This window comes from Methylobacterium dankookense, from assembly GCF_902141855.1.
GTDB lineage: Bacteria > Pseudomonadota > Alphaproteobacteria > Rhizobiales > Beijerinckiaceae > Methylobacterium > Methylobacterium dankookense.
On sequence record NZ_CABFVH010000042.1, the window covers coordinates 43376 to 50735 of the forward strand.

The following is a 7360-nucleotide window of genomic DNA, read 5'->3' on the forward strand; positions in this document are numbered from 1 at the left end:
ATGCGGCGGCATGGCCGCCCTGTGCCGGTTTTTCGCATGGGCCCCGCGCGCCCGCACCTTGCCGCAGCATCGGGTTGGGACTAGGCAGGCGTCGACAAGCAGATCGTCCGCGGACCTCAAGTCTTCGGGCGGTCGAACGCGCTCTTCAGAACAGTTCCAATCTTTGAAAGACCGTCCTCGTCGTCGCCGGTCTTGTTTTTAACGCTTCCAATCTGGAGATCCATCATGGCGGACGGCTCGACGTTCGTTCAGGCCTTCACCATCCTGTTCCGGGAAGGGCTGGAGGCGCTGCTGATCATCGCGGCGCTCGCCGCCTTCCTGCGCCGGGCCGGTGCCGCGGACAAGATCACGCCCGTCTATGCCGGCGCGGGCGCCGCCGTGGTCGCGAGCCTCGGCATGGCCTGGGTGTTCGAAACCTATTTCGACGGCAACCACAACGACCTGTTCGAGGCGGCGGTGATGCTCGCGGCCGCCGTGCTGATGTTCTACATGAGCGGCTGGCTCTTCGTGCGGCAGGATCCGAAGGCCTGGCAGGCGGACCTGAACCGCCTGGCCGAGCGGGCGCTCGGGGCGAGCACGGTGCTGTCGCTCGCCGGCATCGCCTTCCTGGCGGTCTTCCGCGAGGGCGCCGAGACGATCCTGTTCCTGCACGCCCTCGCCAAGAGCAACAGCGGCTTCGACGGCTCGCTCTTCGCGGGGCTCGGCGTGGCGGCCCTGGCGCTCGCCGCGATGTTCGTCGCCATGCAGTGGCTGGCGCTGCGCCTGCCGCTCCGGCCGATGTTCGTCATCACCTCGGCCTTCCTGTTCGTGATGGGGCTGAAGCTCGTCGGCGAGGCCTTCCAGGAATTCCAGGAGCAGACGATCATCCCGTTCCACGACGAGGGCGTACCCGGCTTCGTCAGCAGCATCGGCTTCAACGGGAGCTGGGAGGCGCTCGGCACGCAGGCCGCGCTGGCCCTGATCGCGCTCGCCTGCCTCGCGACCTACCTCGCCCGGGGCAAGTCGGCCACAGCACAGGGCAAGCCGGCGCGGGCCGCCTCGTAAGGCGGCATCACCGGGAGCAATCAAGAGCCCGCCGCGCCCGTCGCGGCGGGCTCTTCATACGACATCCGGGTGATCCCTTCGGGATGGCGGATGTCGCCTTCGCTCAGGCACTGCGCGGTATCAGTTGGCGATATCGGCCGTCACCGAGAGCATCGGCAGGGTGACGGCGACCTGCAGCCCCATCTCGCGCGGCGCGCTCAGCGCCACGAAGGCGGCCAAGCTGAGGCAGAAGCCGAGGCCGAGCAGGCCCGATTCGATGCCGCGATACAGCCGGTCCATCCGAATCCCTCCCGTATGAGGGTTCCATGATCCGGCGGACTCGTTAACGACCTCTCATGCGGCATCCGGTCGATCCCTTCGGGATGGCGGATGTCGCCTTCGCTCAGGCGCCGCGCGGGCTGGCTGATACCGCGTCCGGTCCGATCAACCGGACGCGGCATCAGGCGCTGCGCGGTATCATCCCCCGTAGGCGACCAGCACGGCGCCGAGGGCGATCAGCCCGACGCCGAGCCAGCTCACCGGCCCGAGTGATTCGCCGAGGAGCAGCGCGCCGAACAGGGCGACCAGCACGACGCTGAGCTTGTCCAGCGGCGCGACGCGAGCCGCATCTCCCAGCGACAGGGCGCGGAAGTAGCAGAGCCAGGACGCGCCGGTAGCAAGCCCCGACAGGACCAGGAACAGGGCGCTGCGGCCCGAGACCTGGCCGAGCGCGGCCGCCTGTCCCGTCGCGACCACGATCGCGGCGGTGAGCGCGGCCACCACGAGGGTGCGCAGGAAGGTCGCCACCTCCGAGGGCACGCCCGCGACGCCGAGCTTCGCCAGGATCGCGGTGAGCGCCGCGAAGACCGCCGAGAGCAGCGCCCAGAAGCGCCAGGAGAGGAGGAGCGCGCTCACGGACGCGGCCGGTCCGCGCGCGGCCCTCCGAGACCGGCGCCGTCGCCAGGCTGAAGCTTGCCCATATCGGTCCCTCTCGAACCTGGCCTGCGCCGCAGCGGTCTCAGCGCAGCAGCGCCTGGAACAGGGCCCGCACGCCGGCCCGCTCGGCGTCGAGCTGGGCCGACAGGGTGCGCGCATCCGGCAGGCCCACGGCGACGGCGAGCCGGGCGAGCGCCGCGGGGGGCGCCTCGGCAGGATCGCCCTCCACCATCAGCCGCTGCCAATGGTGCACGTCGTCGAACAGGCGGTAGGCCTGCCCCAGGCGCTCGGCCGCATCCGCCTCCAAGAGCCCCAGCGCCGCGGAGCGCGCGAAGACCTCCGGCCCATCCCGGCCGATCAGGTCGGGATGCTCGGCGGCGTGGCCGAGCACGAGGCTCTGCGCCAGGAAGTCGAGATCGAGGAGCCCGCCGGGGCTGAGCTTCAGGTCGAGCGGGCCGTGATCGCCCTTCTCGCGGGCGACGAGGTCGCGCATCGACCGGACCTCGCGGTTGACGGCCTTCCGGTCGCGCGGCTGCGCCAGCCGCTCCCGGATCGCGGCGGCGGCCTCGTCCCCGAGGGTGGAGTCGCCGCAGAGCACACGGGCCCGCGTCAGCGCCATCTCCTCCCAGAGCTCGACCTCCTCGGCGAGATAGGTCCGCAGGCTCTTCAGCTGCGTGGCGATCATGCCCTGGCCGCCGCCGGGGCGCAGGCGCAGGTCGACCTCGTAGAGGCCGCCGCGGCGGGTCGGGACGGTGAGCGCGGCGACGAGCCGCTGGGTCAGGCGGTTGTAGGCGACCGCCGCGTCGAGGGGCCGGCGCCCGTCGCTCGTGCGGTTCTCCGGGTCGAAATCGTAGAGCACCACGAGGTCGAGGTCGGAATCGGCGGTGAGCTGGCAGGAGCCGAGCCGGCCGAAGCCGAGCACCGCGATCCGCCCGCCGGGGATCCGGCCGTGATCGGTCTCGAAGGCGCGGATCACCGCCTCCAGACTGGTGGCGACCGCGGCCTGCGCGATCCCTGAGAAGGCGCGGCCGGCGCCGGAGGGCGGCAGGATGCCGGAGAGGAGCCGCGCCCCGGTGACGAAGCGCATCTGCCGGGCGGCGTCGCGGCTGCGGTCGAGGAAGTCCTCGTGCGCGGCGGGGCTGCCCACCAGCGCCCGGTACTGCGTGTCGAGGACGGCCGCATCCGTCGTCGGCTCGACGAAGGCCGGATCGATCACCGCGTCGAGCACGTGCGGGCTGAAGGCCACCGTGTCGGCGAGCCGCGGCGCGGTGCCGAGCAGGTCCGCGAAGAGCAACCGCAGTCGCTCGTGCGAGCGCAGGATGGTGAGGAGCTCCACCGCCGCCGGCATCTGGCCGAAGGCGCGGTCGAGGCTGGCGAGCGCCGCGTCCGGGTCCGGCGTGCCCGACAGCGCCTGGATCAGCATCGGCACCAGCTCGGTCAGCACTTCGCGGGCGCGCGGGCTGCGCACGGCGGGGCGCCGGCCGAAATGCCAGCCGCGCACGGTCTCGACCGCCCGCTCCGGCTCGCGGAAGCCGAGCTGGCGCAGGGTCTTGAGCGTGCCCGGATCGTCCCCCGTCCCGCTGAAGACGAGGTCGCCGATCCCCGCCGAGAGATCGGGCTCGGCCTCGAACAGCAGGGCGTAGTGGGATTGCACCCGGCGGGCCTGGGCGAGGAGCGCCGCCTCGAAGGCCGCGCGGTCGGCATAGCCCGCGAATTTCGCGAAGCGGTCGAGGGCGTCGGCGTCGTCCGGCAGGCGCTGCGTCTGCGCGTCGTCCACCATCTGGAGGCGGTGCTCGATGCCGCGCAGGAAGCGATAGGCCTCGGCCAGCTGGTCGCGGGCCTCGGCGTCGATCCAGCCCTCGGTCTCCAGCCCCGCCAGCATCTCGAGCGTCCGGCGGCCGCGCAAGGAGGGGCGCCGTCCGCCGAAGACGAGCTGCTGCGTCTGCACGAAGAACTCGATCTCGCGGATGCCGCCGCGCCCGAGCTTGATGTCGTGGCCGGCCACCCCCAGCGTCTCGTGCCCGCGCACGGCATGGATCTGCCGCTTCATCGCGTGCACGTCGGCGATCGAGCCGAAATCGAAATACTTGCGCCAGATGAAGGGCCTGAGCTCGGCCAGGAAGCGCTCGCCCGCCGCGATGTCGCCCGCCACCGGCCGCGCCTTGATGAAGGCCGCCCGCTCCCAGTTCTGCCCCACCGTCTCGTAATAGCCGAAGGCCGAGTTGAGCGAGATCGCGGTCGGGGTCGAGCCGGGATCGGGCCGGAGGCGATAATCGACCCGGTGGACGTAGCCGTCGCCGGTGCGCCCTTCGAGGAGCTTGGCGAGCCCCTGCGCCAGACGGCTGAAGAAGGGCGTCGGCTCGGTGCCCTCCTTGAGCGGCACCGTCTCGGGATCGAAGAAGACCACCAGGTCGATGTCGCTCGAATAGTTGAGCTCGCCGGCCCCGTGCTTGCCGAGCCCGAGCACCACGAGGCCGCAATCCCTCTGCGGGTCCGCCGGATCCTTCGGCAGGAAGCGCCCGAGCTCCGCCGCCTGCAGGAGCAAGGCGTCGAGGGCGCCGGCGACCGACGCGTCGGCGAAGTCCGAGAGCGCGCCCGTCACCTGCTCCAGCGGCCAGACCCCGCCGATATCGGCGAGCGCCACGAGGAGGGCGAGGGCCTGCCGGTTGAGCCGCAGGCGCGCCGAGACCGCGTCGGGATCGACGCGCCCCCCGGGCCCCGGCCGCCCGGCGGCGCGCTGGTCGGCGACGAGCCGGGCGAGGCTGTCCTCGGGCGGATCGGCGAGCAGCCGGGCGAGCCGCGCGGGATCGCGCTGGGCGATGCCCCAGAGGAAGGGGGAATGGTCGGCGAGCCCGAGGAGGAGGTCCCGCGCCGGGCCCTTGCGCAAGGCGGCGGGCAGCTCGGCGGCGATCTCGGCGAGCCGCGCCTCGGCGCCCTTCGCGTCGGCGAGGACCGGCGCGGCGTTCAGCCGGGCGTGCAGGGCGTCCGCTGTCATGGCGCGCCTCCCTCGTTGGTTGCGGGGATGCTTAGCACGACCCGCAGGCCCGGCGCATGGTCCTCCAGGGCGAGATCGCCCTGGTGCAGGCGCGCCACCGCGTTGACGAGGCTGAGGCCCAGCCCGAAGCCCGGCCGGGAGCGGGCATCCTCCAGCCGCACGAAGCGGTCGAGCACGCGGCCGCGCTCGGCCTCCGGGATGCCCGGCCCGCGATCGGCGACGCTGAGCCGGATCATCCCCTCGCCGCGCGAGGCCGACACGGCGATGCGCCCGCCCTCCGCCCCGTACTTGATGGCGTTGTCGATGAGGTTGGCGAGCGCCTGGCCGATCAGCTCCCGGTTGCCGGTGCAGACGAGCCCGTCCGGCGCCTGCACGTCGAGGGCGAGGCCCTGCTCCTCGGCGAGCACCTCGTAGAGCTCGCCGACCCCGCGCACCACCGGCCCGAGATCGAGGGGCGCGACCACCGCGCTGGCATTGCCGGCCTCCAGCCGCGCGATCATCAGCAGCGCGTTGAACACCCGGATCAGCCCATCGCTCTCCTCGATCACCCCTTCGAGGGCCGCGCGCAGCTCGTCCGGCGCGCGCGCCCCGCGCAGGGCCTCGTCGGCCCGGTTGCGCAGACGCGTCAGCGGCGTCTTGAGGTCGTGGGCGATGTTGTCGGAGACCTCGCGCAGGCCGCGCATCAATTCGCCGATGCGCTCCAGCATCAGGTTGAGGTTGAGGGCGAGACGGTCGAGTTCGTCCCCGTTGCCGGCCACGCTCAGGCGGTCGTCGAGGTCGCCCGCCATGATGGCCCGCGTCGTGCGCGTCATCGCGTCGACCCGGGCGAGCACCCGGCTCGCCACCAGCCAGCCGCCGACCACGCCGAGCACCACCACCACCGCGAGGGACGAGGCGAAGGCCCGCCCGATCACCGCGCGCAGGCGGTCGCGCTCCTCGGTGTCGCGCCCGACCAGCAGGCGGAAGCCGCCGGGCAGCGTGAAGATCCGCACGATCGCCCGGTGCTCGGCGCTCTCCGCGCTGCCGCGTGAATAAGCGATCTCCACTTGGCCGGGCCGTTCGAGGATCCTCGCCGGCACCTCGGAGACGTTGCCGACGACATGCTCCCCGAGCGCCGTGGTGACGAGGTAGAGCGAGGCACCGGGCTCGCGCGAGCGCCGCTCCACCACGGTGATCAGCCGGCGCAGGCCGCCGGCATTGTACTGCTCGGAGAGCCCGTTGATCTCGGCATCGATGGTGGAGACGATCTGGTCGTCCAGCACCTGCCGCGCGTTCCAGGCGACGTAGCCCAGCGCCAGGAAGGCGCAGGCCGCGAAGATCGTGAGATAGGCGAGCGACAGCTTGAACGCGGTCGTCCGGAAGAGCTTCTGGAACCGGGCGAAGACGCTCTCGGGAGCGGTGAACTCAGCGCTCATCCGTCCGCAGCACGTAGCCCGCCCCGCGCACGGTGTGGATCATCGGATGCTCGAAGCCGCGGTCGATCTTGGCGCGCAGGCGCGAGACGTGGACGTCGATGACGTTGGTCTGCGGGTCGAAATGGTAGTCCCAGACATGCTCCAGCAGCATCGTGCGGGTCACCACCTGCCCGGCATGGCGCATCAGGTATTCGAGCAGCCGGAACTCGCGCGGCTGCAGCACGATCTCCTGGCCCGCCCGCGATACCCGGTGCGAGAGCCGGTCGAGTTCGAGTTGGCCGACGCGGTAGGCGGTGGCCTCGGCCGTCCCTTGCGCGGGCGCGCCGCGCCGGGCCAGCACCTCGGCGCGGGCGAGGAGTTCGGAGAAGGCGTAGGGCTTCGGCAGGTAGTCGTCGCCGCCGGCGCGCAGGCCCTTCACCCGGTCATCGACCTGGCCGAGGGCCGAGAGGATGAGGACGGGCGTCGTGACGCCCTGCTCGCGCAGCGACCGGATCAGCGAGAGCCCGTCGAGCTTCGGCAGCATGCGGTCGACGATCAGCACGTCGTAGCCGCCCTCGCGGGCGAGCGCGTAGCCGTCGAGCCCGTCGGTGGCTTGGTCGGCCACGTGCCCGGCCTCGCGAAAGGCCTTGGCGAGATAGGCGACCGCCTCCCGGTCGTCCTCGATGATCAGAAGCCGCATGGATTCCGTCCATACAGCGGGCGGGGCGGCCTGAGAACGGTGCGTCTGCGGAACGGCCAAGGCCCCCTCCCCTCTCGAAAGCGGGCAGGTTGGACGAGCCGTGCTTGCCAGAGGCTTCCCGGCGCATGACGAATCGGTAAGGGAAGCTGAAATGACGAAAGGCCGCCTCCTTGCGGAAGCGGCCTTTTCGATCTGTGACGTTTCGTGTCGAGGGTGTGTGTCTTGCGTTGGGCAGGCCTGGCGGCGACCGACTCTCCCGTGTCTTGAGACACAGTACCATGGGCGCTGGTGCGTTTAACGGCCGAGTTCGAG

Annotated in this window: 6 protein-coding genes and 1 rRNA gene; 1 reads left to right on the plus strand and 6 read right to left on the minus strand. The window is 71.7% G+C overall.

The genetic code is table 11. The annotated features are described in order from the left end of the window. Positions 1 to 225 precede the first annotated feature (225 nt). Complete coding sequence (locus tag MTDSW087_RS23220) at positions 226 to 1044, plus strand: FTR1 family protein (RefSeq protein ID WP_144767242.1); 819 nt, start codon at positions 226 to 228, stop codon at positions 1042 to 1044. Between the two features lie 120 nt (positions 1045 to 1164). Here the strand turns inward: MTDSW087_RS23220 and MTDSW087_RS30380 are convergent, their stop codons facing one another. From MTDSW087_RS30380 to rrf, 6 genes are all read right to left on the minus strand, one after another. Continuing rightward, a complete protein-coding gene (locus MTDSW087_RS30380) occupies positions 1165 to 1323 on the minus strand; it encodes a hypothetical protein (RefSeq protein WP_186383970.1) in 159 nt (52 codons plus the stop codon). 177 nt (positions 1324 to 1500) lie between these two features. Next, complete coding sequence (locus MTDSW087_RS23225) at positions 1501 to 1938, minus strand: EamA family transporter (protein ID WP_144767243.1); 438 nt, start codon at positions 1936 to 1938, stop codon at positions 1501 to 1503. A gap of 103 nt (positions 1939 to 2041) precedes the next feature. Further along, a complete protein-coding gene (locus MTDSW087_RS23230; RefSeq protein WP_144767244.1) occupies positions 2042 to 4954 on the minus strand; it encodes a bifunctional [glutamine synthetase] adenylyltransferase/[glutamine synthetase]-adenylyl-L-tyrosine phosphorylase in 2913 nt (970 codons plus the stop codon). Continuing rightward, positions 4951 to 6369, minus strand: coding sequence for a sensor histidine kinase (locus MTDSW087_RS23235; RefSeq protein ID WP_144767245.1), 1419 nt, complete (start codon positions 6367 to 6369; stop codon positions 4951 to 4953). Before MTDSW087_RS23235 ends, MTDSW087_RS23230 begins: the two co-directional genes overlap by 4 nt. Beyond that, positions 6359 to 7048, minus strand: coding sequence for a response regulator transcription factor (locus tag MTDSW087_RS23240; protein WP_144767246.1), 690 nt, complete (start codon positions 7046 to 7048; stop codon positions 6359 to 6361). Before MTDSW087_RS23240 ends, MTDSW087_RS23235 begins: the two co-directional genes overlap by 11 nt. A gap of 235 nt (positions 7049 to 7283) precedes the next feature. Next, positions 7284 to 7360 (minus strand): 5S ribosomal RNA (gene rrf / locus MTDSW087_RS31460); the annotation flags it as partial.

Bases quoted from the DNA above. Each gene is read 5' to 3' on its own strand.
- MTDSW087_RS23240 (WP_144767246.1), bottom strand. From the start codon at position 7,048: ATGCGGCTTCTGATCATCGAGGACGACCGGGAGGCGGTCGCCTATCTC.
- MTDSW087_RS23230 (WP_144767244.1), bottom strand. From the start codon at position 4,954: ATGACAGCGGACGCCCTGCACGCCCGGCTGAACGCCGCGCCGGTCCTC.
- MTDSW087_RS23220 (WP_144767242.1), top strand. From the start codon at position 226: ATGGCGGACGGCTCGACGTTCGTTCAGGCCTTCACCATCCTGTTCCGG.
- MTDSW087_RS30380 (WP_186383970.1), bottom strand. From the start codon at position 1,323: ATGGACCGGCTGTATCGCGGCATCGAATCGGGCCTGCTCGGCCTCGGC.
- MTDSW087_RS23235 (WP_144767245.1), bottom strand. From the start codon at position 6,369: ATGAGCGCTGAGTTCACCGCTCCCGAGAGCGTCTTCGCCCGGTTCCAG.